General features: G+C 29.9%; 23 protein-coding genes. 13 read left to right on the top strand and 10 right to left on the bottom strand.

The window, feature by feature from the left end; all coding sequences use genetic code 11:
* Positions 1-140 precede the first annotated feature (140 nt).
* A complete protein-coding gene (gene recQ / locus HGB55_RS08090; protein WP_168816387.1) occupies positions 141-2,339 on the top strand; it encodes a DNA helicase RecQ in 2,199 nt (732 codons plus the stop codon).
* On the opposite strand, the gene HGB55_RS08085 is transcribed toward recQ, so the two are convergent.
* Positions 2,336-3,007 (bottom strand): ZIP family metal transporter, encoded by a 672-nt coding sequence (locus HGB55_RS08085; RefSeq protein ID WP_168816386.1) that lies wholly within the window; start codon positions 3,005-3,007, stop codon positions 2,336-2,338. The two genes, recQ and HGB55_RS08085, sit on opposite strands and share 4 nt — an antisense overlap.
* On the bottom strand, positions 3,004-3,732 hold the full coding sequence (locus HGB55_RS08080) for a bifunctional 2-polyprenyl-6-hydroxyphenol methylase/3-demethylubiquinol 3-O-methyltransferase UbiG (RefSeq protein WP_168816385.1): 729 nt from the start codon (positions 3,730-3,732) through the stop codon (positions 3,004-3,006). Before HGB55_RS08080 ends, HGB55_RS08085 begins: the two co-directional genes overlap by 4 nt.
* A 144-nt stretch (positions 3,733-3,876) precedes the next feature.
* On the opposite strand from HGB55_RS08080, the gene HGB55_RS08075 reads away from it, so the two are divergent.
* Positions 3,877-5,040, top strand: a complete 1,164-nt coding sequence (locus HGB55_RS08075; RefSeq protein ID WP_168816384.1) for a class I SAM-dependent RNA methyltransferase — start codon at positions 3,877-3,879, stop codon at positions 5,038-5,040.
* A gap of 34 nt (positions 5,041-5,074) precedes the next feature.
* Here HGB55_RS08075 and HGB55_RS08070 read toward each other — a convergent pair whose 3' ends face one another.
* Together HGB55_RS08070 and HGB55_RS08065 are read right to left on the bottom strand one after the other, a co-directional pair.
* Positions 5,075-6,133 (bottom strand): hypothetical protein, encoded by a 1,059-nt coding sequence (locus HGB55_RS08070; protein WP_168816383.1) that lies wholly within the window; start codon positions 6,131-6,133, stop codon positions 5,075-5,077.
* A gap of 139 nt (positions 6,134-6,272) precedes the next feature.
* Positions 6,273-7,292 (bottom strand): cytochrome-c peroxidase, encoded by a 1,020-nt coding sequence (locus tag HGB55_RS08065; RefSeq protein ID WP_168816382.1) that lies wholly within the window; start codon positions 7,290-7,292, stop codon positions 6,273-6,275.
* Between the two features lie 164 nt (positions 7,293-7,456).
* On the opposite strand from HGB55_RS08065, the gene priA reads away from it, so the two are divergent.
* On the top strand, positions 7,457-9,901 hold the full coding sequence (gene priA, locus HGB55_RS08060) for a primosomal protein N' (RefSeq protein ID WP_168816381.1): 2,445 nt from the start codon (positions 7,457-7,459) through the stop codon (positions 9,899-9,901).
* Positions 9,902-9,905: 4 nt separating this feature from the next.
* Here the strand turns inward: priA and HGB55_RS08055 are convergent, their stop codons facing one another.
* Complete coding sequence (locus HGB55_RS08055; protein ID WP_168816380.1) at positions 9,906-12,125, bottom strand: TonB-dependent receptor plug domain-containing protein; 2,220 nt, start codon at positions 12,123-12,125, stop codon at positions 9,906-9,908.
* A 180-nt stretch (positions 12,126-12,305) separates the two neighbouring features.
* Between HGB55_RS08055 and rpsF the strand changes: the two genes are divergently transcribed.
* The 5 genes from rpsF (at position 12,306) to HGB55_RS08030 (ending at position 17,301) form a co-directional block, all read left to right on the top strand.
* On the top strand, positions 12,306-12,647 hold the full coding sequence (gene rpsF / locus HGB55_RS08050; protein WP_168816379.1) for a 30S ribosomal protein S6: 342 nt from the start codon (positions 12,306-12,308) through the stop codon (positions 12,645-12,647).
* A gap of 6 nt (positions 12,648-12,653) precedes the next feature.
* Positions 12,654-12,947, top strand: coding sequence for a 30S ribosomal protein S18 (gene rpsR, locus HGB55_RS08045; protein WP_168816378.1), 294 nt, complete (start codon positions 12,654-12,656; stop codon positions 12,945-12,947).
* Positions 12,948-12,961: 14 nt separating this feature from the next.
* A complete protein-coding gene (gene rplI, locus HGB55_RS08040) occupies positions 12,962-13,414 on the top strand; it encodes a 50S ribosomal protein L9 (RefSeq protein WP_168816377.1) in 453 nt (150 codons plus the stop codon).
* Positions 13,415-13,521: 107 nt separating this feature from the next.
* Positions 13,522-16,689 (top strand): carboxypeptidase regulatory-like domain-containing protein, encoded by a 3,168-nt coding sequence (locus HGB55_RS08035; protein ID WP_168816376.1) that lies wholly within the window; start codon positions 13,522-13,524, stop codon positions 16,687-16,689.
* Positions 16,690-16,830: 141 nt separating this feature from the next.
* Complete coding sequence (locus tag HGB55_RS08030; protein WP_168816375.1) at positions 16,831-17,301, top strand: DUF6495 family protein; 471 nt, start codon at positions 16,831-16,833, stop codon at positions 17,299-17,301.
* On the opposite strand, the gene HGB55_RS08025 is transcribed toward HGB55_RS08030, so the two are convergent.
* The gene (locus HGB55_RS08025; protein WP_168816374.1) at positions 17,282-17,965 is read right to left on the bottom strand and encodes a Sir2 family NAD-dependent protein deacetylase; all 684 of its coding nucleotides are present in this window, start codon (positions 17,963-17,965) and stop codon (positions 17,282-17,284) included. The two genes, HGB55_RS08030 and HGB55_RS08025, sit on opposite strands and share 20 nt — an antisense overlap.
* Before the next feature lie 44 nt (positions 17,966-18,009).
* On the opposite strand from HGB55_RS08025, the gene HGB55_RS08020 reads away from it, so the two are divergent.
* Positions 18,010-18,693 (top strand): RNA methyltransferase, encoded by a 684-nt coding sequence (locus HGB55_RS08020; protein WP_168816424.1) that lies wholly within the window; start codon positions 18,010-18,012, stop codon positions 18,691-18,693.
* Here HGB55_RS08020 and HGB55_RS08015 read toward each other — a convergent pair.
* The 4 genes from HGB55_RS08015 to HGB55_RS08000 are packed head-to-tail and all read right to left on the bottom strand — an operon-like array spanning position 18,680 to position 22,218.
* Positions 18,680-19,048, bottom strand: coding sequence for a hypothetical protein (locus tag HGB55_RS08015; RefSeq protein ID WP_168816373.1), 369 nt, complete (start codon positions 19,046-19,048; stop codon positions 18,680-18,682). The two genes, HGB55_RS08020 and HGB55_RS08015, sit on opposite strands and share 14 nt — an antisense overlap.
* Position 19,049: 1 nt before the next feature.
* Entirely contained in the window at positions 19,050-20,252 is a 1,203-nt protein-coding gene (locus HGB55_RS08010; protein WP_168816372.1) for an alanine dehydrogenase, read from the bottom strand.
* Positions 20,245-20,661, bottom strand: coding sequence for a tRNA (adenosine(37)-N6)-threonylcarbamoyltransferase complex ATPase subunit type 1 TsaE (gene tsaE, locus HGB55_RS08005; RefSeq protein ID WP_168816371.1), 417 nt, complete (start codon positions 20,659-20,661; stop codon positions 20,245-20,247). The genes HGB55_RS08010 and tsaE overlap by 8 nt, the downstream gene beginning before the upstream one ends.
* 9 nt (positions 20,662-20,670) lie before the next feature.
* Entirely contained in the window at positions 20,671-22,218 is a 1,548-nt protein-coding gene (locus HGB55_RS08000; RefSeq protein ID WP_168816370.1) for a bifunctional response regulator/alkaline phosphatase family protein, read from the bottom strand.
* A 40-nt stretch (positions 22,219-22,258) separates the two neighbouring features.
* Between HGB55_RS08000 and HGB55_RS07995 the strand changes: the two genes are divergently transcribed.
* The 4 genes from HGB55_RS07995 to lpxA are packed head-to-tail and all read left to right on the top strand — an operon-like array spanning position 22,259 to position 26,735.
* Positions 22,259-23,488: an HD domain-containing protein gene (locus HGB55_RS07995; RefSeq protein WP_168816369.1), complete on the top strand. Its 1,230-nt coding sequence runs from the start codon at positions 22,259-22,261 to the stop codon at positions 23,486-23,488.
* 34 nt (positions 23,489-23,522) lie between these two features.
* Positions 23,523-24,563 (top strand): UDP-3-O-(3-hydroxymyristoyl)glucosamine N-acyltransferase, encoded by a 1,041-nt coding sequence (lpxD, locus tag HGB55_RS07990; protein ID WP_168816368.1) that lies wholly within the window; start codon positions 23,523-23,525, stop codon positions 24,561-24,563.
* Positions 24,556-25,953: a bifunctional UDP-3-O-[3-hydroxymyristoyl] N-acetylglucosamine deacetylase/3-hydroxyacyl-ACP dehydratase gene (locus tag HGB55_RS07985; RefSeq protein WP_168816367.1), complete on the top strand. Its 1,398-nt coding sequence runs from the start codon at positions 24,556-24,558 to the stop codon at positions 25,951-25,953. Before lpxD ends, HGB55_RS07985 begins: the two co-directional genes overlap by 8 nt.
* Positions 25,953-26,735, top strand: coding sequence for an acyl-ACP--UDP-N-acetylglucosamine O-acyltransferase (lpxA, locus tag HGB55_RS07980; protein WP_168816366.1), 783 nt, complete (start codon positions 25,953-25,955; stop codon positions 26,733-26,735). The genes HGB55_RS07985 and lpxA overlap by 1 nt, the downstream gene beginning before the upstream one ends.
* Positions 26,736-26,738 lie beyond the last annotated feature (3 nt).

Genomic DNA, 26,738 nt, shown 5'->3' with positions numbered 1-26,738 from the left:
AAAGCAAAAATAAATTTATTTAGTTAGAAATTGAATAAACAAGTGAAAAATAAAAGTCAAATTTTAAAAAAGGCTTAATTTTAATATAAACGAAAATTATTTTAATAATTTAATTAAGTTGAGATTTATATATAAACTACATGAATAACATAGAAATTGATTTACACAAAGCTTTAAAAAAATATTTTGGATTTGATGAATTCAAAGGGTTACAAGAAGGTGTAATAAAAAGTATAATTGAGGGCAATGATACGTTTGTTATTATGCCTACAGGAGGAGGAAAATCTTTGTGCTACCAATTACCGGCATTGGTTAAAGAAGGTACAGCTATTGTAGTATCTCCATTAATTGCCTTAATGAAAAATCAGGTTGATGCTATTAGAGGTATTTCTGCAGAATTTGGTATAGCACATGTACTTAACTCATCATTAAATAAAACAGAAGTAACGCAAGTTAAAAACGATATAGAAAAGGGTATAACAAAACTATTGTATGTAGCTCCTGAATCCCTTATAAAAGAAGAATATGTTGATTTTTTAAAAGATCAAAATATATCTTTTGTTGCTATTGATGAGGCACATTGTATTTCGGAATGGGGACATGATTTTAGACCGGAATACAGAAATTTAAGAACCATAATTGAAAAGATTGATAATGTACCAATTATTGGACTTACTGCAACAGCTACTCAAAAAGTGCAAGAAGATATTTTAAAAACCTTGGGTATGTCTGATGCTAATACATTTAAGGCGTCGTTCAATCGCCCTAATTTATTTTATGAAGTGCGCCCAAAAACTACGAATGTAAATTCTGACATAATTCGTTTTATCAACCAGCATTTAGGCAAATCAGGAATCATTTATTGTTTAAGTAGAAAAAAAGTTGAAGACATAGCACAATTATTACAGGTAAATGGAATTAAAGCAGTTCCATATCACGCTGGTTTAGATGCTAAAACACGTGCGAAACATCAAGATATGTTTTTAATGGAAGATGTTGATGTTGTTGTTGCAACCATTGCTTTTGGTATGGGAATAGATAAGCCCGATGTTCGATTTGTAATACATCATGACATTCCTAAGAGTTTAGAAAGTTATTATCAAGAAACCGGTAGAGCAGGTAGAGATGGAGGAGAAGGTTATTGTTTAGCATACTATTCTTATAAAGATATTGAAAAACTTGAAAAATTCTTATCAGGTAAACCTGTTGCAGAGCAGGAAATAGGTAACGCTTTATTACAAGAAGTAGTAGGTTATGCCGAAACTTCTATGTCGCGCAGAAAATATCTATTGCACTATTTTGGTGAAGAATTTGATGAGGCGAATGGTTTAGGCGCTGATATGGATGATAATGTTAGAAACCCAAAGAAAAAATTTGAAGCTCAAAACGAACTAAAAAAATTATTAGAAGTTGTTAGAGATACCACTCAAAAGTATAAAGCAAAAGAACTTGTAAATACGTTAATGGGAAAAGTAAATGCGCTTTTAAAATCTCATAAAACAAATGAACAATCGTTCTTTGGATGTGGAAAAGATAAGGATAAGTATTATTGGACTGCATTGATTAGACAAGCGTTGGTTGCCGGATATTTGAAAAAAGAAATTGAGCAGTATGGTGTAATAAAAATAACTGAAAAAGGGTTAGATTTTATTAATAAACCTGCTTCTTTTATGATGACTGAAGATCATAAATACAATGAAACCAATGATGCTGCAATTGTAGCAAGTGCAAAAGGTGGAGGAGGAGTAGCAGACGAATTGTTACTGAAAATGTTGAAAGATCTGCAAAAATCTGTTGCAAAAAAGAATGGTGTGCCACCGTATGCTGTTTTTCAAGAGCCTTCATTAGAAGATATGGCTTTAAAATATCCAATTACAATGGATGAATTAAAAAATATTTTTGGTGTTGGTGAAGGTAAGGCAAGAAAATTCGGAAAACCATTTGTAGAACTTATTGCTAGATATGTAGAAGAAAATGATGTTATTAGACCGGATGATTTTATTGTAAAAAGTACAGGAGAAAGTTCGGCTTTAAAATTATTTATCATTCAAAATACTGATAGAAAAATTCCATTGGTTGATATTGCTAAATCAAAAGGATTGGAATTTCATGAACTTATAATGGAAATGCAAAGAATAGTTTACAGCGGTACTAAAATTAATATAGATTATTGTATTAATGAAATGCTGGATGAAGACCAACAAGAAGAGATTTTTGAGTATTTTATGGAATCTGACAATGATAGAATACAAGATGCCATTGATGAGTTTGATGGTGAATATGAAGAGGAAGAACTTAGATTAATGCGTATTAAATTTATTAGTGAAGTTGCTAATTAAGCCAAATAAGCTACAAGCATTCCTATTAAAATTGCAATAAATTTGTAAAGATTAAATTTATGATCTTTAGAAGTTTCAAATAATATAATTGTTGAAATATGTAAAAATATTCCAATTATAATAGCTGTAATTTCCGTTTTGTAGGTGGTTAAAAATTGAATTTTTTCGCCTGAAAAACTTCCTAAAGGAGACATTAACGAAAAAATGACTAAAAAAGCTACTGCTGTAGTTTTAGAGAAATTTGATTTTACAAAAAATGTAGCTAAAATTATCGAAATAGGTATTTTATGCACTACAATTGCCCAAAGTAAATACTCATGGTGAAGATTATGAGCTAAAGGAATACCTTCCATAAACGCATGAATACTTAAACTTATAAATAATGCCCAAGGAAAAGTTGTGCTTTCTTGCGCATGCATATGGCCGTGTTCTGCACCTTTAGAGAAAAAATCTAAGATTAATTGCAGTAAAAGACCGATAAGAATAAATAAACCAACATTTGATTTATTAAAGGCATATACTTCCGGAAATAAATGTAGAATGGTAATTGACAATAAATAAGCTCCACTGAAAGATAATAATAATTGTATGGTTTTATTACCGGGTTTTAGCCCAAAAACAATAACAATTCCAATTAAAACTGAAAGTATAAGTGCAATATATGTCATTCTAAAATTAAAATTAGCCTATCAGATGTTTCTTCATTAAATTCATCTAAATAATAATTACCAAAAGTATGTTTTATTCTAAACCCTACAGCTTTAACATACGAATTTATTTTACTCAAATTTAAACATTTTACTTTTTCAAAATAAGTATGATGTTTACCGTTATCATCAAAGTTTATTTCTTTAATTATAAATCCATTTTTAACATAGCGCTTTATGTTAAAAGTAATATTGTCAATGGTTTGAACTTCTTCAGGTATTAAATTGGCGATTACGTTTTTAACATTTAAAAAATCAATAACAGCAATACCGTTAGGTTTTAAACCATTTTTAATGTTCTGTAAAATGGCAATATCTTCAGTATCGTCTTCAAAAAAACCAAAACTTGTAAACAAATTTAATATAGCGTTAAACTTAGTTTTAAAAGGATCCCGCATATCGTGTTCAACAAATTTTAATGTATCATTTTCAAATTGTTTTGCAAATTGTATGCTGTTTTTTGATAAATCGGCACCTACAACATTAAACCCTAATGAGTTTAAATAAATGGAATGTCGACCTTTTCCACAAGCTAAGTCCAATAATAAGTCGCCTTTTTTTAGATTTAAAAAGGAAATCAAATTTTGCATAAATTCTTGAGCTTCAGTATAATCTCTGTGCTTGTATAAAATGTGATAATAACAAGTGTCAAACCACGAAGCAAACCAATCTTTATTATTTGTCATAATACTTAAATGCTTACAAAACTAATGAATTGTTTTTAGTTTTACATACTATTTTATAATAGGATGTTTAATTGCCAATAAGCCCTAAAATACTATTAACTTTAATCTAAAATCTTTCAGTACTTTTGTACAAATTTACTTTTTATGAATGCTAATTTTAAAATGGTTGCTACCACAATGTTTGGACTAGAGGAAGTGTTGGCAACTGAGCTGAAAAATTTAGGAGCTCAAAATATTGAAACAGGAGTGAGGAGTGTTTCTTTTGTGGGCGATAAAGGATTTATGTATAAAGCTAATATAGCACTTCGAACAGCAATCAGAATTTTAAAACCAATAAAAAATTTTAAGGTTTTTGATGAAGATGAACTATATAAAAAACTGCAATTAATTAATTGGGAAAAGTATATGAATGCCGATAGTACTTTTTCAATTGGAGCAGTTGTTAATTCTAAAAATTTCACTTCTAATTCTCATTATATCACATTAAAATCGAAGGATGCCATAGCTGATTATTTTAGGCATAAATATCATAAACGCCCCAATGTTGATGTAAAATATCCGGATTTGAAGATTCATGTTCATATTCAAAAAGATATGTGCTCTGTTTCTTTAGATAGCTCGGGCGATTCTTTGCATAAAAGAGGTTATAGAAGCGCAACAAACATAGCGCCTATAAACGAGGTATTAGCGGCAGGATTGATATTATTATCAGGTTATACGGGCGATTGTAATTTTATTGATCCTATGTGCGGTTCGGGTACTATTTTAATTGAAGCGGCTATGATTGCCAATAATATTCCTGCAAATATTAATAGAAATGAATTCGGTTTTGAAAAATGGGGAGATTATGACGAAGACTTATTTTTTACCATTCAAGATTCTTTATTAAAAAAAATAAGAAATTCTTATTTTAAAATAATGGGGTTTGATAAAGCTCCTTCTGCAATTAGAAAAGCGAATGAAAATATAAAAAATGCCAATTTAAGTGAATTTATAGGTGTACATCATGTAAACTTTTTTAATTCGGTTAAAGAAGTATTTGGGCCTACGTATATATTATTTAACCCTCCGTATGGGGAACGATTAAATATTGATGTTCAAGAATTTTATAAAAAGATTGGAGACACACTTAAAAACGGATATCCTAATTCTACAGTTTGGTTTATAACTTCAGATATTGAAGCATTAAAATATGTTGGATTAAGAACTTCTAAGCGAATTCCTTTAAAAAATGGCGATTTGGATTGCCGTTTTGTTCGGTATGATATGTATGAAGGAACTCGAAAAACAAAAAAAGCTTTGCAGTAACGCAAAGCTTTTTAATTTAACTCAAAACACTATATTAACTTCTTCTTTTATATTCAGTTCTACTTTGTTTTTTTACAGGTGTTCTTGTATTGTTTTTAACAGTATTTTTTTTCTCTTGAACTTTAACAGGTTTACGAGTGTTAACCGTTTTTCTTTCTTGAACTTTAACCGGTTTTTTGGTTGTAACTGTTCTTTTTTCTTGTATTGTTCTGTTAGGCGTACTTTTTATTACAGTTCTTGATTTCGTATTTTTGATACTTGAATTACCATTTGTTCTTTTTACAGTTGTATTTCTTTCAGTTGTTCTTTTTATGGTATTGTTGTTAGAATTTCTGTTAGTATTGTAACTGTAATTTCTGTTTGTATTGGTTCTTTCTATTCTTGAAACAGTATTATTTTTATGTTTTGGTACATTATTAGTAGCTACTCTTCTTCTAGTAGTTGTATAACTGTTTCTAGAGTTGTTGTTTTTATAATATTTATTTCTAGAATGATCTCTGTAATATTTATGTCTAATAGGTTTATAATGATTTCTATAAGCAACATTACTTACAATTCTAAAATCAAATAGAGGTCTGGCAAAATATACATGATAAGGATGGTAAACATATCTTCGGTTATAAACATTTATATATCCTGAATAATGAGAGTAATACCCATTTCTGTCGTAATACACATGTAATCCACCTAATCTTACTAATCTTCCGTAGTTATAATTTATATCAATATTACCAATTCTTGTAACTCGTCCATAATAATCGTAAAATACAGGAATGTTTTCAACTTGAATGATAGCTCCAAAATCATCATATTGAACATAAGCATCATAGTTGTAACCTGAGTTGAAAGTTATATTTACATTGTTACTGTGGTATCCAAAATTAAATCCGGCTCTTGGGTTAATATAGAAATCGAACTCTCCATTTTGAAAAACAGCAAATGTTATTCCGCCTTCAACAAAAGTGAATGATTCTCCATAACCATTGTAATAAGTGTTGTTAGTTAAAGGTGTATTAGTTGTTGTATTTGTAGATGCAAAAGATCCTATACTTACTAATACTAAAGTTGCGAATAATAATATCTTGTTTTTCATAATAAAAGGTTTTAATGTTAATACTAAATTTTTGGCTAGTATTACAACCTCTTAAATACAAACAGCGTGCCAAAAAATAAAAGCTCTAAATTAAGAGCTTTTAAGTAATTGAAAAACAGATATTTAATTGGTTTTTATTTTAACTGCTTTTAGGTAGTTCTCCGGTTAACGAATTTAAAAAAGCAACCAATGCATTTAATTCAGTATCGGTAAGATCTTTATTTAATTGAATTTTAGCCATTATACTTACAGCTTCTTTTAAATCTGTAACACTTCCATCATGAAAATATGGATAAGTTTTAGCTACGTTGCGGAGAGAAGGCGATTTAAAAATATATTTGTCGGCTTCATTTTTAGTAACTTCAAATTTACCTTCATCAATTTTTTTGCTATTTGTGTGTTTCCAATAATCATCATAAATTCCAAATTTCTGAAAAATATTACCACCTAAAGTTTTTCCAGAATGACAAGCAATACAACCTTTACTTATAAATAATTGTAATCCTTCTTTTTCAGTATCTGTAAGTGCTTCTAAATCACCATCTAAAAAATCGTCAAATTTAGACGGAGTAATTAAGGTGCGTTCAAAAGCTCCTATCGCTTTTTGAATATTTTGAAATGAAATTGGATTTTTTTCATCTGGAAATGCTTCTGAAAATAATTTAGTGTATTCATCAACAGCACTTAACCTTTTAATCACCTCTTTTTCACTTGGCATAGCCATTTCAACCGGATTTAACATAGGTCCACCTGCTTGTGCCTCAACATCAGGCTCTCTACCATCCCAAAATTGTGCTACATGAAGTGCCGCATTAAAAACAGTTGGTGAATTTCTTGATCCAAAACCGCCATCGTTACCCGGTGAAGTACTCAAATTATCTACTCCATAAGTTTCAATATTATGGCAAGTATTGCAACTTTGTGTATTGTCTTTTGATAACATAGTATCAAAATATAATTTTTTACCTAAAAAAACTTTTTCTTTAGTAATTGGGTTTGCAGGGTTTTCAGCTTGTTCCGGCAATTTTCCAAACATTGCATTCGCTGTTTTTTGTAACTCAGTATATTCTGAATTTTCTATTTTTACTTCCTCTTGTTTTTTATTTTTACAGCTTACAATACATAAAAATAAAACTCCTACTATCAGTAATTTTTTCATGAGTTTTTGTGATTAAAATTAAATACAAATTTAATTCTAAATTAATTTATAAAATGCAACTTTAATCACAGTATAAAGTAATAGTTAAAATATAATTTATTGAGTAAACTTCAATTATTAACTTGATTTTAAATATTTTTACATTTCAAGAAAAAATAAAAGATTTGAGTTATTTTATAGATGTTATTTTACCTATTCCATTGCAAAAGTTATTTACGTATAAAATAACTGAAGCTGAAGCTGGTTTTTTACAGAAAGGAATGAGGGTAGCTGTAGAATTTGGAAAATCTAAAATATATACAGCACTTGCTTATTCTATTCATAATAGTCAGCCAATTGGCTATGAAGCTAAAGAAATTCACCAAATATTAGACGAATTACCTGTTGTAAATGAAACTCAATTAAAGCATTGGGATTGGATTGCTAATTATTATATGTGTTCTTTAGGCGATGTGTATAGAGCGGCAATGCCATCAGCTTTTTTATTGGAAAGTGAAACTGTGGTTCAATTAGTACAAGGTTCTTATGATGAAAATGGACTCTCTAATGATGAATTTTTAATTTATGAAGCGTTACAATACCAATCTCAGCTAACAATCAATCAAATAGTAGAGATTTTAGGAAAGAAAACCGTTTTTCCTATAATAAAAGAACTAATTGAAAAAAATGTGATTGTTGTAAAAGAACAAATTTATGAACAGTACAAACCTAAATTGGTTAAATATATACGGATAACTAATGAATGGAATTCTGACAATAAACTAACTCTTTTACTTGAAAATTTAAGCAGAGCTACAAAACAAAGAGAAGCTGTTTTGGTTTACTTTCAATTAAAAGCAACTCACAAAAATGTAAAAAATGAACTTCTTTTAAATGAAATTAAAGGTTCTGCCGCTGTTATAAAATCCTTAATTGATAAAGGTATTTTTGAAACCTATTTTATACAAACTGACAGGATAAATTTTAATGGAGATTCTAATGATATAAAAGAATTAACAGAGCCTCAAAAAATAGCTTTTACTAAAATTAAAGAACTTTTTAAAACCAAACAAACTGTTTTATTAAAAGGAATTACAAGTAGTGGTAAAACAGAAATATATGTTAAGTTAATTAAAGAGTTACTTAAAAATAAAAAACAAATACTTTATCTGCTTCCGGAGATAGCATTAACAGCACAATTAATTGAAAGATTACAACTATATTTTGGAGAATATCTTTCTGTTTTTCATTCAAAATATTCAATGAATGAACGTGTAGAAGTGTGGAACAATGTATTGGAAAGTAAGCAAAAAGCACAGCTTATTTTAGGTGCTCGTTCTTCAATGTTTTTACCATTCTCTAATTTAGGTTTAATAATTGTTGATGAAGAGCATGAACCGTCGTTTAAACAATTTGATCCGGCTCCAAGATACCATGCTCGAGATGCGGCTATTGTGCTGTCAAAACTTCATAATGCAAAAGTTTTGTTGGGTTCGGCAACACCAAGTACAGAAACATATTACAATGCTAAACAGGATAAATATGGTTTTGTTGAGCTAAATCAGCGCTATGGTAATGTTTTATTGCCCGAGATAGAATTGGTTGACATAAAGGAAAAACACAGAAAAAAAAGAATGTCGGGTCATTTTTCGGACAGACTTATTCAGTTGATAACTGAAGCTATAAAAAATAAAGAACAAGTAATTTTATTTCAAAATAGAAGAGGATATGCACCAGTTGTTGAATGTGAAACTTGTGGTGTTTCACCTCAATGTCCACATTGTGATGTGAGTTTAACATTTCACAGTTATAAAAAAGAATTACGTTGTCATTATTGTGGACATCGTCAGGCAATGCCACATAATTGTGGGGCGTGCGGAAGTGAAAAATTAAATACCAAAGGTTTTGGTACAGAACAAATTGAAATTGAATTGCAAGAATTATTTCCCGATGTTAATGTAGGTAGGATGGATTTAGATACCACTCGTGGAAAATACGGCTACCAAAAAATAATTGGTCAGTTTGAAGCTCAGGAAATTGATATTTTAGTGGGTACACAAATGCTTTCTAAAGGATTGGATTTTGCCAATGTTTCTTTAGTTGGAATTATGAATGCTGATAATATGCTTAATTTCCCTGATTTTAGAGCTCATGAACGCAGTTATCAATTAATGGTGCAAGTAGCTGGTAGAGCAGGTAGAGATAAAAAGAGAGGTAAAGTAGCCATACAAACATTTAATCCGTATCATCAGATATTACAACAAGTTTCTACAAATGCTTATGAAGAAATGTACAAAGAACAGATAGATGAACGTTGGCAATACCATTATCCACCTTTTTACAGATTGATAAAAATTACTTTACGACATAAAGATTTTAATAGGGTAGATGATGGTGCACAATGGATGGGAAAAGCATTAATTAATATATTTAAAGATAATGTGTTAGGCCCGTCAACACCGGCAATTTCAAAAATCAGGAATTATTATATACGAACTATTATTATTAAAATACCTCAAAATCAACAGTTAGGAGCTACAAAAAATGCTATTTTACGTGTAAAAAATGCTTTTCAGGCAATAAAAGAATTTAGATCTATACGTATAAATATTGATGTTGATAATTACTAAGCACTTAAAAAATATAGCGGATATATCCTTTTAAATTAAATGGAGTACCAGGTATAAAATGAATTTCTTCTACACTTTCAGGCTCATTATATAATCTGGATTCTGTAGCAAATTGTGTTTCATTCCAATCATTATCAAAAAGATTTTCAATAGTAATACCAAAATCAAAATCATTCCATTTATAACCTGCATTGATGTCTGTAATAAAATAACCTTCAGCTTCAATTGAATTGTCTTCATTTGCAGGGCGATCTTTTATATGTCTGTAATCTATTCCACCATAAAAACCACTTGGATGGAGTATATAAATTCCACCACAAATAGTTAAATCCGGCGCTAATGGTATGTAATCTTCACCATTGGGTTCCTCTTTTGCACGTGCATATGTATAGTTTATATCGGTATTAAAATAAATCCAATCATTTACTTGATAACGTACACCAAAATCAACACCTTTTCGTTCAGTTTTTCCGCTAGGTTCTACTATACCGGCATCACCAACATAAACAAACTCTTGATCTAAATGTAAGTACCATAATGCGCTATTTATTAGAAGTTTAGGTGTCGGTTTCCATATAAAACCTACATCTGCGCCATAAGCAGCAGGTAAAATTTCTTTGCCATTTTCAGCAACAACTACACGTGTATCATTTGAATGAAAACCTTTGCCTGTTTTTAAATACAGTTGTAAGTTAGTAGAATAATTGTATAAAAAATTAAGTTTCGGACTTAAAATAGCTTTGTTTTCTGATTGTGTTTTATAATCATCAACTAACGCGTCATTATAATTAAATTTAAAATAATCTAATCGTAATGCCGGGTTTATAACCCATTTTCCTAAGCTTATTTCTGTATTAATATAACTATAGAAATTAGTTTCATCAACATCTCCTAAAGCAATATTATTTAAGGTTGTTTTTCTATTTAGCGTATGTGATAATTCGTTTGATTTAATTTGATCGTTTCTAAAACCTATAGCTGCTTGAAATAATGTATTATTGTCTACATTTTCAGTAAGTTTATTGTATTCACTTTTAAATCCATAAATATCACGGCTTTCTTTTTGTTTAATTTGATCTCCATTTTCAGGATCATCTAAATAAAAGGTGAAATTTGAATAGAGCTCAAAATCGTATTTTGAGTAAAAAACACTATTTTTTATAAAAGAATTGTCGTTTATCGATTTTTTATAGTTAAAAAGTACATTACTTCTGCTGGTTTCACCGCCTTCAGTATCGTCAATAGCTCCAAATCTGCTAATTAGACCATTATTAACAGCACGTTGAGGTATTTGACCAGAAGCATCCCATTTACTGGTAAAGTGAGATACTGTAATGTTAATTTTATTATTGTTTTTTAAATAGCTTGTATATTTCCCCATTAAATTAATTCTGCTGAAATTTTGAGAACTTTCAAAAGGACCGTCAGTTAAAATATATTCAGAAGCTAAATAAGCGGTTTCATTTTCAGTATTCAAGAAGTTTAATAAACCTAAAATTCGTGAATAATCAAATTTGCCGGCTTCTACTTTAATAGTATTTTCTTTGATATTTTCTTTAGTTTCAAAAGTAACATAACCGGCAGTTGCAAAATTTCCTTTATTTGCGTAGTAGGTTCCTTTACCAAAATCAATTTTGTCAATAGTTTCCGGAATTAAAAAATGTAAATCGGCATATCCTTGTCCATGAGCATGCGACACCATATTTACAGGAATGTCATCAACCATAATATTAATGTCGGTACCATGGTCAATATCAAAACCTCGTAAAAATATTTGTTCAGCTTTACCACCACCGGCATGTTGACCGATTATTAAGCCGGGAACTTTGCGTAAAACTTCTTGTGATGAATTTACCGGGTTTGTTTGTATATCAATTTTAGTAACTAAGTTTAAAGCATTTATTTTGGGTAAAATAGTAACTTCATTTAAAAGGATAGTTTTATCATTTAACTCAATAATTTTCGGTTTTGTAAAATCATCAATAACAATATAGGTATTTTCATAACCAATATGACTGATTTTTAGAGTATCGCCTTTTGAAATATTTTCAAAAGTGAACTCTCCATTAGTATTAGTATGTTCGTGGTTCCCACTTTTTTGATGAAATATGTATGCACTTTCTATTGGTTTTTTTTGATGATTGATAATTTTGCCTTTAACCGTTTGTGCCCAACTTGTTTGAATAAAAAAAAATATAATGACACATAAGAAATACTTGTTCATAATTTTTAAATTATTTTTTGTATTAATAGTGTTAGTAGTAAAATCAAAATTAGAAATTAAAGCTTTAAAAGACAATAAAAAAAGTTACATAAAAGGTTTTATTTCTTTAGAAGAAGACTTGTTAATTAATAATATTATTGTATATTTGCAGCCTTAAAAATAAAATTTAAATACTTAATTATGAATCATTACGAAACTGTTTTCATTTTGAATCCCGTTTTATCTGATGTTCAGGTAAAGGAAACAGTACAGAAGTTTGAGGACTATCTTGTTTCAAAAGGTGCCGAAATGATTTGGAAAGAAGATTGGGGCTTAAAAAAATTAGCTTACACAATCCAAAACAAAAAAAGTGGTTTTTATCACTTATTCGAATACAAAGTTGCAGGTGAGGTTATTGCACCGTTTGAACTGGAATTTAGAAGAGATGACAGCGTTATGCGTTATTTAACTGTTAAGTTAGATAAACATGCAGCAGCTTGGGCAGAAAAAAGAAAAGAAAGAGTTAAATCATCTAAAAAATAACAGGGTATGTCTATAGAACAACAAGCAAAAGGTGGAAAACAAGGTGAAGTACGTTACCTTACTCCGTTAGATATTGACACTAAACAAGTAAAAAAATACTGTCGTTTTAAAAAGAATGGTATCAAATATATTGACTATAAAGATGCTGATTTCTTATTATATTTAGTAAACGAACAAGGAAAAATTTTACCTAGACGTTTAACAGGAACTTCATTAAAATATCAACGTAAAGTTTCGGTAGCTATTAAAAGAGCACGTCACTTAGCTTTAATGCCATACGTTGGTGATATGTTAAAATAAAAGAGGAAGGAATTATGGAAATTATATTAAGACAAGACGTTGAAAACTTAGGTTTTAAAGATGATGTTGTTACTGTTAAAAATGGTTACGGTCGTAACTTTTTAATTCCTCAAGGATTTGCAGTATTAGCTACATCTTCTGCTAAAAAAGTATTGGCAGAAACTTTGAAGCAAAGAGCATATAAAGAAGAGAAATTGATAAAAGATGCAACTAAAATTGCAGATGCTCTTAAAGAATTAGATATTAAAATTACTGCTAAAACAGCCGATAATACTAAATTATTTGGATCAATAAATAATAGTGATGTTGCTGAAGCTTTAGCCGCTGCCGGTCAAGAAATTGATAAAAAGTACATTAAAGTTGAAGGTGGTAACATAAAAAGAGTTGGTAAATACAATACAACTATTAGACTTCATAGAGAAGTTGTTGTAGAATTTCCAATTGAAATTGTTGCTGAAGCAAAGTAATTAACAAAATTTAGTTAATAAAGTTATATAAGAGCTCACTTTTTGAAAGTGAGCTTTTTTTATTTTTGGGCTTAACAATAAATAAATCATAACTTAACATTTAACGTATGAAAAAACAACTATTATTTTCATTTTTAATTACTTTAATTTCAATTGTTACAAGTTTTGCTCAGGTAACAACATCAAAAATTCAAGGGGTAGTTAATGATGAAACTTCAACAGGCTTATTTGGTGCAAATGTAGTAGCTAAGCACATGCCTACCGGTACTGTAGCCGGTACTATGACTTTAGAAGGAGGTAGATTTACCATTCCAAACTTACGTGTTGGAGGTCCATACACAATTACCATTAGCTATGTAGGCTATAAAACTGTTGAATATACAGGAGTATATTTAGATTTAGGGAAAGCCTTTGACCTGAATGTTCAATTAGCTAATGAAAGCGAAATATTAGATGAGGTTGTAATCACAGGTGGTAAGAGTTCAACATTTAATAATGATAGAACAGGTGCTGAAACAAGTGTAGGGAAAAGAGAATTAACTACTTTACCTTCTATTTCAAGATCATCTTCTGATTTTACAAGATTAGATCCTTCAGCTTCAGGAGGTTCTTTTGGAGGAAGAAACGATCAGTTTAATAATTTTACGTTAGACGGTTCAATTTTTAACAATCCGTTTGGTTTAGATGCTGCTACACCTGGTGGGCAAACAGACTCTCAACCGGTATCATTAGATGCAATAGAGCAAATTTCAGTAGCAACTGCACCTTACGATGTTACATTATCAGGTTTTACAGGAGCTTCAGTAAATGCGGTTACTAAAAGTGGTACAAACGAATTTACAGGCACTGTTTACGGATATTTCAGAAATCAGGATTTTACGGGAGATAAAATAAAAGGAGAAGATATTTATGTTCCTAAATTAGAACAAACACAATTTGGAGCAAGTATTGGTGGACCAATTATTAAAAACAAATTATTTTTCTTCGCGAACTTTGAAAGTGATGACAGAGAAGATTTAGGACAAACTTGGTTGCCAAACAGAGGTACAGGAGCAATTAACGAGTCAAGAGTTATGGAATCTGATTTAATGGCTGTACAACAAGCATTATTAAATGCAGGATATGATCCTGGAGCTTATGAAGGATTTATGCACAAATCTAAATCTACTAAAGGAATATTTAAATTAGATTGGAATATTAATGAAAAACACCGTTTGGCTTTAATTTATAATTTCTTAGATGCTTCAAAAGATAAACCGGGACATCCAACTGCGTTAATATCCAGAGGACCGAGCGCATCTACTTTACAGTTTCAAAACTCAGGTTATCAGATAAATAACAATTTAAATTCGTTTTTAGCAGAATTGAATTCAACTTTTTCCGATAAAATAACCAATAAATTACAAGTAGGTTATTCATATTTTGACGATTACAGAAATCCTTTTTCAACTCCTGCTCCAATTATAAACATTTTAGAAGGAGGAAGTAATTATATAGTTGCAGGTCATGAAGCTTTTTCTATCAATAATAAGTTAGATCAAAAAGTATATCAAATTACAGATAACTTAAACTACTTTAGTGGTGATCATGTATTTACAGCAGGTTTTTCATTTGAAAAGTTTGCTTTTAAAAACTCATTTAACTTAACAGGTTACGAGAACTTTGGAACATACGGAACTCATGGAGGTTATTATGGTACTTTTGGCCCATATCCTTCAGTAGCAGCTTTCTTAGAAGATGCTCAAGATCCAAACGGAATTTTGGCGGCTAATTTAATTTATGCACAAAGTGTATATGAAAGCTCAAATGCTGCAGGTGACGGAAAAGACGGCGGATGGAAATTATCAGAATCAAATGTAGGTCAGTTTTCATTTTATTTGCAAGATGATTGGAGTGTGAGTGATAAATTCAAATTATCGTATGGTATCCGTTTTGATCAACCTTTGTATTTTAATACAGACGATTTAATCAAAAAGTACATGGATACTGAAAATGGTGCTACAAGAGATCAAAGTGTTGATTATTACGATCCTTCAAATGGTAAAGCAGTAAAATTAATTTCAACAAAACTTCCAACTGATGATGTTCTAATTTCACCAAGAGTAGGTTTTAACTGGGATGTAAAAGGAGATAAAACATTACAAATAAGAGGAGGTTCAGGATTGTTTACAGGTCGTTTCCCGTTTGTATGGTTAGGAAACCAAGTAAGTGGTGCTGATGATGGATTTTTACAAATTGTTGATCCTGACTTTGAATGGCCTCAAGTTTGGAGAACAAGTTTAGGAGTTGATAAAAAGTTTGAAAATGGAATTATAGCTACAATTGATTTAGCTTACACTAAAGATATTAATGGAGCTCATGTTCAAAACTGGGGACTTAAATCTCCAACCGGAACTTTAGCCGGTGTAGATAATAGAGCTTATTATTTAGCTTCTGATAAAGTTAATAATGCCTACGTATTTACAAATTCTGATAAGGGAAGAACGTTTAACTCAACATTTAAAATACAAAAAACATTTGAAAATGGATGGTTTACAAGTTTAGCATATAACTATCTTGATTCTAAAGATGTAAACTCTATTGAAGCTGAAATTACAGGTGATGCCTTTGATTTTAACCCAATTGTTGGAAATGCTAATAACGATGTGCGTTCACACTCTAAATATGGAGATACACACAGAATTATTGGCGTTGCTTCAAAAGCTTTTACGTACGGTAATAGAGATGAATGGACAACTTCTATAGCAACATTCTTTGAATATGCTAAGGGAGGTAGGTTTAATTACACCTATGGAGGAGATATTAACGGAGACGGATCTTCAGCAAATGATTTATTGTATGTACCAACAGCTTCTGAAATTTCTCAAATGCAATTTAGTGGAGCCGGACAAGCTGAAGCTTTTGAAAAATTCATTCAACAAGATGATTATTTAAAAGATAGAAGAGGAAATTATGTTGAGCGTTATGGGGCTACATCACCTTGGAGAAGCCGTTGGGATGTGAAAATAATGCAAGATTATAAAATCAAAGTTTCTGATGATAAAACTAATACTATTCAATTTAGTATTGATATTCTAAACTTTGGTAATTTAATTAATTCTGATTGGGGCTTAGTGCAACAACCAAGAAATTTACAGCCTGTTGGTGTTACAGTTGATGCTGAAACTCAAACTCCAACGTACACATTTGATCCAAGTTTACAAAAAACATTTGCGTATGATTCTAGTTTATTATCTAGATGGCAAATGCAATTTGGATTACGTTATATTTTCTAAAATTTAATTTTTTATATCTTTGAACCGCCCAAAATGGGCGGTTTTTTTATGGTTACTGAGAGAAGTCTCGATGTGACCTGATATTGTGATTTCGATGAAGTTTATTTTGAGCGAAATCGAAAAACTTAATCACCATTTACAATGAAATACAGACAGTTAACAAAAGAACAATTTTTAGAGTTACACAAAGAATTTGCTGAATTTTTAGCTTCGCAACAAATTGATGTAAAAGAATGGGAAACAATTAAGAAAGAAAAACCTTTAATTGCAGAAGAAGAGTTGAATATTTTTAGTGATATAGTTTGGGAAGATGTGCTGTTTAAAACAGAATTTCTGGAGCATATTTCAGCTAATCATATAAATTTGTTTAGATGTAATTCTAAAGAAATCATCAGAATTTACATCAAATTAAACAATCCTGGAAAAAGTTTTTTGAATGATAACGATTTTAATTGGTTTTTAAATCATCCGCTAGATGACAGTATTGAATATTTCAAAGCTTCAAAAAAATATGCTAAAGAACGAAATACTGAACTGTTTGAACTGATTGAAATGGGAAGTGTTATTTCTAAAGGTGAGTTATATAATAAAGTTAAGCAATTAATAAGCTAACCACTTTTGTTACACCAACCGATGCTTTTTTAGCAATTACAGTTAAGTTAGAAAAATAATTTTTTTGAATATTTGGTTTTGGATCAATAAAATAAATAGGAATATTGTTTTTTGTATAATTAATTAAATTGGCTGCTGGATATACTTGCATAGATGTTCCTACAATTATTAAAATATCAGCTTTAGAAGTTAATTTTATAGCATTTTCAAAAAGAGGAACAGTTTCTCCAAACCAAACAATATGAGGTCTTAATTGAGAATTTTCTTCACAAAAATCACCCATATTTAAATCTTTTTCCCATTTATAAATTAAATTAGGATTTTTAGTGCTTCTTACTTTAAGTAATTCGCCATGTAAATGTAAAACATGTTTACTTCCTGCACGTTCGTGTAAATCATCAACATTTTGGGTAATTATAGTAACATTGTAGTTGTTTTGTAATTTAGCCAAAGCTTTATGAGCTTCATTTGGCAGTACGGTAAATAATTGTTTTCTGCGTTTGTTATAAAAATCCAATACTACTTTTTTATTTTGTTCCCAACCTATTGTTGATGCTACCTCCATAACATTATGGCCTTCCCATAAGCCATCGGCATCTCTAAAAGTTTTGATACCACTTTCAGCACTAACTCCGGCGCCAGATAGAACAACTATATTTTTCATATTTCAAATGTAAAATTTTATCTTTGAATAAAAGAGTATTTAAAATGATTGATTATAAATTAATAACCTATTTGGAACAATTTGTGACAGATAACAGAAAAAAATTATTTCAAAAAGTATTAAATGAACGTACCAGACATTTTACAGTTGCCATTGAAGATATTTTTCAACCTCATAATGCGAGTGCAGTAGTTAGAAGCTGTGATGTTTTTGGAATACAAGATGTACATGTTATTGAAAATAAATATAGATTTTATGCTTCAAATAAAGTAGCTAAAGGAGCTCAAAAATGGCTGGATTTTTTTTACTATAAAAAGAGAGATACAAACAATACGTTAGATTGTATTAGTAACTTAAAAAGGAAAGGATATAAAATTATTGCTACAACACCACATAATGAATCGTGTTATTTGCATGATTTTGATATAACACAAAAATCGGCTTTCTTTTTTGGTGTAGAAAAAGCAGGATTATCAAAAGGTGTAATGGATAATGCTGACGGGTTTTTAAAAATACCAATGGTAGGTTTTACCGAGAGTTTGAATATATCGGTTGCAGCAGCAATTATACTTCAAAACTTAAATGAAAGGTTAAAAAAATCGGATGTTAATTGGCAACTTACCGAAATAGAAAAAAATATAAAATATTTAGAATGGTTAGAAAAATCAATTAAAAGTGTAAAAAAAATAAAAGAACACTATTATTCAGATATCGCTACTCAAAAGTAACTTTTTCAATTATAGCAGTTGAATCACAATTTTTAACAGTTAAAATAATATTTTTCAAACTTTTAGTGCCTTTAATATTATATTCGGTACAAGTATCAAGTTTAATTTTATTCCACATATCAGCTTTTCCTTCTTTTAAAATAAGAGAAATTGTAGAAGTATCTATTTTGTTAGAATTAATTGATTGCAAAATTTCTTCAGAAAAAATATGTTTTTTAATGCTGATATTTTTTAAAACTCGTGCATTTGGACCGTAATCAAAAGTAGTTTTCTTTTTTCCAAAAAAGAAAATTACAGCAATAATTCCAATAGTTAATCCAACTAAAAAAAAAGGTAAACGTTGTTTAAAAGTCATTTTACAAAAACAATAAATTAATATCTCTATACGGTAAATTAAACCAATCGGCAACTGTTCTGTTAGTTAAAATACCGTGGTAAAAGTACATACCATTTTGTAAACTTTTGTCAAAACGAACAGCATTTTCAAATCCACCTTCTTCAGCAATGCTTAAAAGGTAAGGAGTAAAAATATTACTTATTGAAACTGAGGCAGTTCTGGAATATCTTGAAGGTATATTTGGAACACAATAATGTATAACACCATGTTTTTGAAGTGTTGGATTTTTATGATTTGTTACTTCCGAAGTCTCAAAACAGCCGCCTCTGTCAATACTAACATCAACTATTACAGCACCATCTTTCATTTGTTCTACCATTTGTTCGGTAACTATAATTGGTGCTCGGGAGTTTCCTCTAATGGCGCCAATAGCAACATCACAACGCATTAAGGCTTTTTGTAAGGTTTTTGGTTGTATGGTTGAAGTATAAATTTGATAGCCCAATCTATGTTTTAAGCTTCTTAATTTTGTTAACGAGTTATCAAAAACTTTAACGCTTGCACCTAAACCAATGGCTGATCTTGCAGCAAACTCACCAACTGTTCCGGCACCTAAAATAACAACTTCACTTGGAGGTACACCACCAATATTACCTAATAAAAGTCCATTACCTTCATTAACTTTGCTCATAAGTTCGGCAGCAATTAAAATTGAAGCTGTACCGGCAATTTCACTTAAAGATTTTACAATAGAATATACACCATGTTCATCTTTAATATAATCAAAAGCAACTGCTGTAACTCGTTTAGTTGCTAATGCCTCAAAATATTTTTTAGTTTGTGTTTTTAATTGTAAAGCAGAGAATAGGACACTTTGTGGATTGATAAATTTAATCTCATCTAATGATGGAGGTTCAACTTTTAATATAATATGACACCCGAAAGCTTCTTTTACATCGTATGCTATTTTAGCACCTGCTTCAGAGTATTCATTATCCGAAAAATTTGCTCCTTCACCTGCTCCTGATTCTATAACAAATTTATGTCCATGAGCTGTAAGTGCTGCAACGGCATCTGGAGTTAAGCAAACTCTTTTTTCTTGATAATGTGTTTCTTTTGGTATGCCAATTACTAGTTCACCTTTTTGTTTAATAATTTCTAAGGTTTCTTCTTGTGGTATTAGTTCTTGTTTACTAAAAGGTGAAGTAATTTTTTTACTCATTATTTTTAAGTTCTATGGTTCTTAGCTGATTTTTGTTTGATGTAATTGTTATAGTTACAGAATTTAAAGGTACTAAATTTTCAACTTTATTTGGCCATTCTATTAAACACCAATTATTGCTGTAAAAATATTCTTCAATACCCATATCTAAAGCTTCCTCTTCATCATCAATTCTATAAAAATCAAAATGATAGATTTTTTCATCATTATTTGTATGATATTCATTAACTAATGAAAAGGTGGGAGAACTTACATTGTCAATAACATCTAATTCTTTTAAAATTTCTTTAATTAATGTTGTTTTACCAACACCCATTTCACCATAAAAAAGTAAAACTTTATGTTTTGAATTTTTAACAACCTCCTTCGCTATTTCCGGCAGTTCTTGTAAAGAGTAATTTTTAATCATTCACTAAATTTATTTAGGTACAAATATAGCACATGGAATTATCATTTCCTCTAAAGAAATTCCACCATGTTGGTAGGTATTTTTATAATATTTTACAAAATGATTGTAATTGTTTGGATATGCAAAAAAGAAATCTTCTTTTGCAAAGATATATGAACTGCTAACATTTATTGAAGGAAGTAAAATTTCTTTTGGATTTTTAACTGCATATACTTCCTTCTCATCGTAGGTTAAGCTTTTACCTGTTTTGTAACGTAAATTGGAACTTATATTTTTATCTCCAATTACTTTTGCAGGTGTTTTAGAGTTTATGGTACCATGGTCTGTTGTAATAATTAATTTCAATCCAAGACCTTGAGCTTTTTGAATTATTTCCAATAAAGGAGAGTTTTTAAACCAGCTATTGGTAAGTGATCTATACGCTTTGTCATCACTTGCCAATTCTTTTATTACTTCCATTTCTGTTTTAGCGTGAGAAAGCATATCAACAAAATTATAAACAATAACAGTTAAATCATTTTCTTTCACAGAATTAAAATTATCAGCCAGTTGTTTACCGTTTTTTAAGTTGGTTATTTTATAAAAATCGGTTTTAATATGTTGTTTAAGTCTTTTTAGTTGTTCTGTTAAAAATTCTTCTTCATATAAATTTTTACCGCCATCATCAATATCATCTTTCCAATAATTAGGATATTTTTGTGCCATTTCTAAAGGCATAAGACCTGAAAAAATAGCATTTCGGGCATATTGTGTTGCCGTTGGTAAAATGCTGAAATACGATACTTCTTCTTGCTTTTTATAATACCTATTTATTGTTAATTCGAGTATTTTAAATTGGTCGTAGCGTAAATTATCTATTACAACAACTAAAGTTCCGTTAGAGTTTTGTACTTCAGGAAGTATTATTTTTTTAAATAAAGTGTTTGAAAGTACAGGAACATCATCATCAAATAGCCAATCTTTATAATTTTTTTTAATGAATTTGAAGAATAAAGAATTAGCTTCTTGTTTTTGACTTTCCAAAATTTCAATCATACCGGTATCAGAAATGTTTTCTAATTCAAGTTCCCAATAAACGAGCTTTTTGTAAATATCAACCCATTCTTTATAAGAATTTACCATAGCTAAATCCATTGCTATTTTTCTAAATTCTTGCTGGTAGTTTGAGGTAGTTTTTTCTGAAACCAATCTCGATATATCTAAATTTTTCTTTAAACTTAAAAGTATTTGATGCGGATTTACAGGTTTTATTAAATAATCGGCTATTTTGTTACCAATAGCTTCTTCCATAATATATTCTTCTTCGCTTTTAGTAATCATTACAACAGGAACATTAGGTTTTTTGCCTTTAATTTCTGTTAACGTTTCTAATCCGCTTAAACCCGGCATGTTTTCATCTAAAAAAACAATGTCGTAAGTATTTTGTTCGCACATTTCAATGGCATCGGCACCATTATTGCACGTTTCAACAGTGTATCCTTTTTTTTCTAAAAATAGTATATGAGGTTTTAAAATATCTATCTCATCATCAACCCATAAAATGTTTATTTTGCTCATATTGTTGTTATATTTGTAGTGATTATTAAAAATAAGAGTTTTGACCGAAAAAAAAACGAACAAACTAAAAATATTAAACGACCCAATTTACGGTTTTATTACAATTCCGAATCCTTTAATTTATGATTTAATAGAACATCCTTATTTTCAGCGTTTAAGGAGAATATCACAAATGGGATTGTCGTATTTAGTGTATCCGGGAGCTCATCATACCAGGTTTCATCACGCAATAGGGAGTATGCATTTAATGCAAAAAGCAGTTAGAATTTTGCAATTTAAAGGTGTAGAAATTTCAGAAGATGAAGCAAATGCCGTTTATATAGCAATTTTGTTGCACGATATTGGTCATGGTCCTTTTTCACATGCTTTAGAAAGTAGTATTGTTACAGGAGTTCATCATGAAGCAATATCATTAAAATTTATGGAAGCTTTAAATGAAGAATTTGATGGGAAACTTTCTTTAGCAATTGAGATTTTTAAAGGTAATTATCATCGTAAATTTTTATTCCAGCTAATTTCCAGTCAGTTAGATATGGATAGGTTAGATTATTTAAAACGTGACAGTTTTTATACAGGTGTGGCCGAAGGGAATATTAATTCGGAACGATTAATTACCATGCTTAATGTGAAAGATGATAATTTGGTTGTTGAAGAAAAAGGAATTTACTCTGTTGAGAAATTTATTGTGGCACGCAGATTAATGTATTGGCAAGTATATTTGCATAAAACAGGATTGGTTGCAGAAAAATTGCTCGAAAAAATATTAAAAAGAGCCAAAGAAATAACATTGCAGGGAAAAGAAATGCCGGCAAGTAAAGCATTTTCATTCTTTCTAAAAAATCAAATTGATGATCATAATTTTACAAAAGAAACATTAAAAACTTTTGCAAGAATGGATGATTATGACGTTTTATCATCAATTAAAGAGTGGATTTCATGTGATGATAAAATAATTTCTAAACTATCTGAAAGTTTGATTAACAGAAAATTACCAAAGGTAGAAATTCATAATAAAAAATATGCAGGAAGTTATTTATCAACTATAAAAAAGGAAGTTAAAAACAATTTTATACTAAATAATAAAGAACTTGATTATTTTGTTTACTATGGTAAAATATTTAATCAGGCTTACGATTCAACTAAAAATAATATTCGCATTTTGTATAAGAACGGTGATATTAAAGATGTTACAGAGGCTTCCGACCATTTAAATATTAAAGCGCTATCAAAGCCAGTGTATAAGTATTATATCTGCTACCCAAAGAAATAGGTAGAGTTCAACTTTTTTTTTACTTTTGCAATTGATGAAATTTACAGCAAACCAAATAGCAGAAATTTTAGAAGGTGAAATTTGCGGGAATGAAAATGTTGAAGTGCATAAACTTTCGAAAATTGAAGAAGGAGAAGTAGGATCGTTAACGTTTCTATCAAATCCAAAATACACAAATTATATATATTCTACAAAAGCATCTATTGCTATTGTAAATAAAGATTTTGTACCTGAAAAAGAGATTTTTACAACTCTAATTAAAGTTGAAGATGCTTATAAATCATTTTCTAAACTTTTGGAGTTTTACAATCAAGTTAAACTAAGTAAAACAGGTATTGATCCTAATGTATACATAAGCGATAGCGCAAGTTATGGCGAAAACTTATATTTAGGTGCATTTAGTTATATTAGCAGTAATGTTAAAATAGGCAATAATGTTAAAATTTATCCTAATACTTATATAGGTGAAAATGTAAAAATAGGAGATAATACTATTATTTATGCCGGTGCTAAAATATATTCTGAGACTGAAATAGGAAATAATTGCATAATAAATTCTGGAGCAATTATAGGAGCTGATGGTTTCGGATTTGCGCCAAATAGTGAAGGTGCTTACAGTAAAATACCACAAATAGGTAATGTTGTAATTGAAGATAATGTAGATATTGGTGCAGCAACAACAATTGATAGAGCTACTTTAGGTTCTACAATTATTAGAAAAGGGGTTAAATTAGATAATCAAATCCAAATAGCACACAATGTTGAAATAGGTGAAAATACTGTTATTGCAGCTCAAACAGGTATTGCAGGCTCAACTAAAATTGGAAAAAACTGTGAGATGGGAGGTCAGGTAGGTATTGTTGGTCATATAACTATTGGTAATAATGTTCGTGTTCAAGCTCAAACAGGTATTGCACGAAATGTAAAAGACAACGAAGTTTTACAAGGAACACCGGCTATAGGATATTCTGATTTTAATAAATCGTATGTTTATTTTAAAAAATTACCAGATTTGGTAGCAACAATAAATTCATTAAAAAAAGAATTAAAAGCTTTAAAAAATGAAAATGAGTAAAAAACAAAAGACTATTAAAAAAGAAGTAACACTATCGGGTGTTGGTTTGCATACAGGGAATAAAGTTGATATGACTTTTAAACCTGCTCCCATAAATAATGGTTATGCTTTTGTTAGAATTGATTTAGAAGGTAAACCTATTATTGAAGCTAGTGCTGAATATGTTGTAAATACTCAAAGAGGTACAAACCTAGAGAAAAAAGGAGTTTCAATAAACACTTCAGAACACGTTTTAGCTGCTATTGTAGCTTTAGATATTGATAATATTATTATTGAAATTAATGCTGCTGAGCCTCCAATTATGGATGGTTCTTCTAAACATTTTATTCAAGCGCTTGAAAAAGCAGGAATACAAGAGCAAGAAGCTGAACGTGAAGAGTATATTGTAAAAGAAATTATATCATATAAAGATGAAGAGTCCGGAAGTGAAATAATTTTAATGCCAAGCAACCAATATCAAGTAACAGCAATGGTTGATTTTGGAACCAAGGTTTTAGGAACGCAAAATGCAACATTAGAAAAACTTTCCGATTTTAAAGATGAAATTGCCGATGCAAGAACTTTTAGTTTTTTGCATGAAATAGAAATGCTTTTAGATAATAATTTAATAAAAGGCGGAGATTTAAATAATGCTATAGTTTATGTAGATAAAGAAATCTCTGATGAAACTATGGTTAAATTAAAAGAAGTATTTAAAAAAGACTCTTTAACTGTAAAACCAAATGGAGTTCTTGATAACCTTACTTTGCGTTGGGCAAATGAAGCTGCCCGCCATAAATTATTAGATGTAGTTGGAGATATGGCACTGGTTGGAACAAGAGTTAGAGGAAAAGTAATAGCAAATAAACCGGGACATTTAGTAAACACTAATTTTGCAAAAAAACTTCAGAAGATCATAAAACAAGAAAAAAGGAATAATGTTCCTAAATTTGATTTAGATCAACCTCCTTTAATGGATACACAAAAAATTATGAGTATCCTTCCGCACAGGCCGCCATTTTTGTTAATAGATAGAATTTTAGAATTGTCTGATAAACATGTTGTTGGTATGAAGAATGTAACAATGAATGAACCTTTTTTTATAGGTCATTTTCCAGGAGCTCCTGTAATGCCGGGTGTATTACAAATTGAAGCTATGGCTCAATGTGGAGGCGTGTTGGTGTTAAGTTCTGTACCTGACCCGGAAAATTATCTAACCTATTTTATGAAAATGGATAAGGTTAAGTTTAAGCAAAAAGTATTACCGGGAGATACTTTAATTTTTAAAGCGGAACTTATTACTCCAATAAGAAGAGGAATTTGTCATATGCAGGCTTGTGGATATGCAAATAACAGATTAGTAGTTGAAGCAGAATTAATGGCACAAATTGCAAGAAAAACACAAGAATAATGAATCAACCTTTAGCATATATACATCCGGGATCAAAAATTGCAACCAATGTAGTTGTAGAACCATTTACCACTATTCATAATAATGTAATAATAGGCTCAGGAACCTGGATAGGTTCTAATGTAACTATTATGGAAGGAGCAAGAATTGGAAAAAATTGTAGAATTTTTCCCGGAGCAGTAATTTCAGCAATTCCACAAGATTTAAAATTTGATGGTGAAGATTCTTTAGCTGTTATTGGTGATAATACAACTATTAGAGAATGTGTAACAATAAATAGAGGAACCAAAGCTTTAGGCAGAACTGAAATAGGTGAAAATTGCTTAATTATGGCAACAACACATATTGCACATGATTGTATTATAGGTAATAATTGTATTTTAGCTAATGGTTCTGTAATCGCTGGCCATGTAACTATTGGTGATTATGCCATTTTGAGTGGATTGGTTGCTGTGCATCAATTTATACATATAGGTGAGCATGCAATGGTTTCAGGAGGATCTTTAGTTAGAAAAGATGTACCTCCTTATACAAAAGCCGGAAAAGAACCTTTATCATACATTGGAATAAATTCAATAGGATTAAGAAGGAGAGGGTTTGAAACTGAGAAGATTAGAGAAATTCAAGATATTTTCAGAATTTTATATCAGAAAAATTATAATACAACTCAGGCTTTAGAAAAAATTGAAGCCGAAATGGAAGCAACTAAAGAAAGAGATCAAATAATACTTTTCATTAAAAATTCACAACGAGGAATAATGAAAGGTTATAATGGAAGTTAAAAT

Origin of the sequence: Lutibacter sp. B1, from assembly GCF_012524075.1 — a bacterium.
Classification (GTDB): domain Bacteria; phylum Bacteroidota; class Bacteroidia; order Flavobacteriales; family Flavobacteriaceae; genus Lutibacter.
The sequence above is the reverse complement of the archived record's forward strand: the minus strand, read 5'-3'. Positions and strand labels throughout refer to the sequence as shown.

What these genes read in the sequence shown, in the direction of transcription:
- HGB55_RS08065 (WP_168816382.1), bottom strand. Translation starts at nt 7,292, where the DNA reads ATGAAAAAATTACTGATAGTAGGAGTTTTATTTTTATGTATTGTAAGC.
- lpxD (WP_168816368.1), top strand. Translation starts at nt 23,523, where the DNA reads ATGAAATTTACAGCAAACCAAATAGCAGAAATTTTAGAAGGTGAAATT.
- HGB55_RS08010 (WP_168816372.1), bottom strand. Translation starts at nt 20,252, where the DNA reads ATGAGTAAAAAAATTACTTCACCTTTTAGTAAACAAGAACTAATACCA.
- HGB55_RS08030 (WP_168816375.1), top strand. Translation starts at nt 16,831, where the DNA reads ATGAAATACAGACAGTTAACAAAAGAACAATTTTTAGAGTTACACAAA.
- HGB55_RS07985 (WP_168816367.1), top strand. Translation starts at nt 24,556, where the DNA reads ATGAGTAAAAAACAAAAGACTATTAAAAAAGAAGTAACACTATCGGGT.
- rpsR (WP_168816378.1), top strand. Translation starts at nt 12,654, where the DNA reads ATGTCTATAGAACAACAAGCAAAAGGTGGAAAACAAGGTGAAGTACGT.
- HGB55_RS08025 (WP_168816374.1), bottom strand. Translation starts at nt 17,965, where the DNA reads ATGAAAAATATAGTTGTTCTATCTGGCGCCGGAGTTAGTGCTGAAAGT.
- HGB55_RS08085 (WP_168816386.1), bottom strand. Translation starts at nt 3,007, where the DNA reads ATGACATATATTGCACTTATACTTTCAGTTTTAATTGGAATTGTTATT.
- recQ (WP_168816387.1), top strand. Translation starts at nt 141, where the DNA reads ATGAATAACATAGAAATTGATTTACACAAAGCTTTAAAAAAATATTTT.
- HGB55_RS08070 (WP_168816383.1), bottom strand. Translation starts at nt 6,133, where the DNA reads ATGAAAAACAAGATATTATTATTCGCAACTTTAGTATTAGTAAGTATA.
- HGB55_RS08015 (WP_168816373.1), bottom strand. Translation starts at nt 19,048, where the DNA reads ATGACTTTTAAACAACGTTTACCTTTTTTTTTAGTTGGATTAACTATT.
- tsaE (WP_168816371.1), bottom strand. Translation starts at nt 20,661, where the DNA reads ATGATTAAAAATTACTCTTTACAAGAACTGCCGGAAATAGCGAAGGAG.
- lpxA (WP_168816366.1), top strand. Translation starts at nt 25,953, where the DNA reads ATGAATCAACCTTTAGCATATATACATCCGGGATCAAAAATTGCAACC.
- HGB55_RS08000 (WP_168816370.1), bottom strand. Translation starts at nt 22,218, where the DNA reads ATGAGCAAAATAAACATTTTATGGGTTGATGATGAGATAGATATTTTA.
- HGB55_RS08075 (WP_168816384.1), top strand. Translation starts at nt 3,877, where the DNA reads ATGAATGCTAATTTTAAAATGGTTGCTACCACAATGTTTGGACTAGAG.
- HGB55_RS08035 (WP_168816376.1), top strand. Translation starts at nt 13,522, where the DNA reads ATGAAAAAACAACTATTATTTTCATTTTTAATTACTTTAATTTCAATT.
- HGB55_RS08020 (WP_168816424.1), top strand. Translation starts at nt 18,010, where the DNA reads ATGATTGATTATAAATTAATAACCTATTTGGAACAATTTGTGACAGAT.
- HGB55_RS08080 (WP_168816385.1), bottom strand. Translation starts at nt 3,732, where the DNA reads ATGACAAATAATAAAGATTGGTTTGCTTCGTGGTTTGACACTTGTTAT.
- HGB55_RS08055 (WP_168816380.1), bottom strand. Translation starts at nt 12,125, where the DNA reads ATGAACAAGTATTTCTTATGTGTCATTATATTTTTTTTTATTCAAACA.
- rpsF (WP_168816379.1), top strand. Translation starts at nt 12,306, where the DNA reads ATGAATCATTACGAAACTGTTTTCATTTTGAATCCCGTTTTATCTGAT.
- rplI (WP_168816377.1), top strand. Translation starts at nt 12,962, where the DNA reads ATGGAAATTATATTAAGACAAGACGTTGAAAACTTAGGTTTTAAAGAT.